The sequence below is a fragment of the Bacillota bacterium genome, from assembly GCA_040754675.1.
Lineage (GTDB): Bacteria > Bacillota > Limnochordia > Limnochordales > Geochordaceae > Geochorda.
Map to the genome: position 1 here is coordinate 1 of JBFMCJ010000526.1, position 2802 is coordinate 2802.

Genomic DNA, 2802 nt, shown 5'->3' on the forward strand with positions numbered 1-2802 from the left:
CCTCACGGGCCAGCCGGCCGGCCTCGCCGCGGAAGGTCAGGGCGATCTCTCCCAGGCCCAGCGCGCAGGCGAACACGACGCCGCAGAGCACCCAGGGGAGCACGCTGCGCGCGCGGGCGTCCTCCCTCATCTCGGAGGTCAGGAAACTCATGCGCGGCTCCAGGTAGGGCCACGCCGCCAGGCCGGCCGCCACCGCGTAGCGGGCCCCGCCCGGGCCGAGGTCCAGTGGAACGAACCCTTCGGGCACCTCGGGGCCCGCCCAGTACCGGCGGGCGATGCGGGCGTCCATCTGCGACTCGTAGTAGGAAAGCGTGCGCCTGATTTCCTGGGTTCCCTCCGCGGGCGGCAGCACCCGCACGAACTCAGGAGCCCTACGGCCGACCACCACCGACGTGCCCGGCCCGCCTGCACACGCTATGGCCACAGGTCCTTCCTCCGCCGGGGCAGCCCCGGCCAGCCGCGCCGCGCGCCACAGGGCGCAGGGCTCCGCGTCCACGGCCAGCAGCCGCAGCCTGCCCCGCGCGGGCTGCACCGCGGCTCTCACCGCGTCTTCGGGCACGGCTGCGGCCAGGATGTCCGTGAAGTTTTCCCCCGCACCCAGCACCGCGTGCCGGACCACATAGGCCTGCGGCCGGCCGGAGAGCAGCGCCTGCATCTCCCAGGCGGCGGCGGAAGCCGCCTCCCGTGAGGCCACCTTCGGCCCGCGGACGCACCTCACGGCCGCTTCCCCAGCCCACGGGGCGACCACCGCCGGTGCCCTGCCCACCTTCCGGCCCACCTCCGCCAGCGCATCTTCCAGCCCGCCGGGGCGCCTGAGCACGGGCACGGAAAACGCCTCCAGCACGTTCAGGCCCCGGCTCACCACCGCCACCACCAACTCGTCGTCCCGGCGCCAGATGCCAGCGCACCGCCCCGGCCGTCTCATCAATCCCCGCCCCTCTCCAGGATCTCGAACGTGCGCACCGGCCCGGCCACGGCATCGAACGTGATCGTGCCGTCCTGCCGGAGCAGGGTCGAACCGCGCAGGAAGTTGCCGTTGAGCGAGGAGGCCACCATGGCCCCGTACTCCATAACGAAGCTGCCGTGGCCGCCGCCCGTGCCGCTCCATCCCGCGTCGCCCGCGGCAGCCACCACAGCCACCCGCACCCGGCGCGAGTTGGAGGCACTCACGTTGCGAGCGGCGAGAAGGCACACCGATGGGGCGTCCAGGTCGCCCAGCACCCTGACGTTTCCGCCCGCCACTATGGCTACGGCCGACACCACCGAGCCGCCGGTGAGCACCGCCGTGCCGCCCACGTAGTACGTGCCGCTCATGGAAGCAAGGTCAGCGGCCGTGAAGACCCGGTCGCCCTCGAACACGTGCGTGCCCCGCCCGGCGGCTTCAAGCAGTTCGGCCTGTAACCTCCCCAGCTCCACCAGGGCGGCGATCTCGCCGGCCTGGGGCAGGGGCTCAGGGGGCACCCAACCCGGGTGCTCCCCCTCCGTGGCCATCCCGGGGGAAACCGAACCGGTGGCGAAGGCCTCTCCACACACGGTTCCCTGTTTCTTGCTCCACGCGTCCCCCTCCACGTACACGTGCCGCGGCCGAGCCGGGACACCGACCTGGGAGCTGCCGGAAAGGTTGAGGCCACCGCGCACGAGGAGGTTCGAGTCCACGGTCGCGTTCCCGGAAAGGTCCAGCGCGGCTCCTCCCAGTGACTTCACCCCGCCGCCGTAGGACCCCACCAGGGGAACCACGCCGGCACGCACCCGCGCCCAGGCAGTCTTGCGCACCTGGCCCGAAATACCCACCGACGACAGCCGGATGATCTCACCCGCGCGGTCAACCCGCACGGATTCCACCCGGGCGCGGTCGCCCACGGGCCCCACCGCCACGCTGCCGTCAACCCAGGCCGGGTCGGCCAGCAGGAACGGCAACACCCTCTCTATGCCGGTGTCGGCCGCCAGGCGCGCCTGCGCGACGTTCCAATCCCAGGCGAAGTTCCTCGTGTCCGCGACGCCGATGGCATGCGCAGCCAGGGCCGCGCAGGCCGTGACGAAAACCAGGACCATGACGAACGCCAGCGAGGCGTATCCCTGTCTCACGGGGACCCCACCACGGCAACGGCCGTCTCGATTTTCCCTCCGGGGCCCCGGATGCAGGCCCTCACCAGTCCGGAAGGCTCCAGGCGGAACTCGGCAGCGAGGCCGGGCCAGGACTTTGTCTCGCTGGCAGTCCGCCGGGCAACCCCGGTGTCCGTGAACTCCCAGGTAATACTTTCACCGCAGTCAAGCGCCAGGGAAGAGCCCGAGCACGCTTCCACACGGACTGCCCTCCGCAGGTCGGTCTCCAACAGCGCGGCGGCCGACCGCAGGCCGGACAGTTCCGTTTGCCTCGCGCGCATGCAGGCGGAGATCTCGAACGACCGCATGGCCACCTCCGCCGAAGCCACCACCAGCGCGGCCACCAGCACGCCGGCGAGCAGGACCTCAAGGAGTGCGTGCCCGCTCGAACACCAAGACAACTTCCTGGACCCCGCCAGGTGTCGCATACGACACCACCACCTCCACCCGCTTCCTCAGGAGCCCCGCCGGGGAAACCCGGACTTCCCTGGTGAAACCCTCAAAACCCGGCACCGCAGCCGGGACCCGTGAGGCGAGCTCCTGCCACGGCGCGGCTTTCAGAGCCTCCGCCTCCTCCAGGGCCAGGTGCACGGCTACTATGCCGGGCTCCGCCACGGCCCGGTCCTGCACCGCCCGCGACAGCATCCCGCCCAGGACCAGCGCCGCTGCGGCCGTGAAGGCCGCCGCGACCAGCACCTC

The 2802-nt window shown here is 71.9% G+C and carries 4 protein-coding genes; all 4 read right to left on the bottom strand.

Annotated elements, in window-relative coordinates; translation table 11 throughout:
- The coding region (locus AB1609_20200) for a hypothetical protein (GenBank protein MEW6048765.1) at positions 1-925 on the bottom strand (925 nt) is incomplete at its 3' end.
- A complete protein-coding gene (locus tag AB1609_20205; protein MEW6048766.1) occupies positions 925-2085 on the bottom strand; it encodes a hypothetical protein in 1161 nt (386 codons plus the stop codon). The genes AB1609_20205 and AB1609_20200, both read right to left, overlap by 1 nt.
- The gene (locus AB1609_20210) at positions 2082-2504 is read right to left on the bottom strand and encodes a hypothetical protein (protein MEW6048767.1); all 423 of its coding nucleotides are present in this window, start codon (positions 2502-2504) and stop codon (positions 2082-2084) included. Before AB1609_20210 ends, AB1609_20205 begins: the two co-directional genes overlap by 4 nt.
- A partial coding sequence (locus AB1609_20215; protein ID MEW6048768.1) for a hypothetical protein occupies positions 2470-2802 on the bottom strand: 333 nt, incomplete at its 5' end. The genes AB1609_20210 and AB1609_20215, both read right to left, overlap by 35 nt.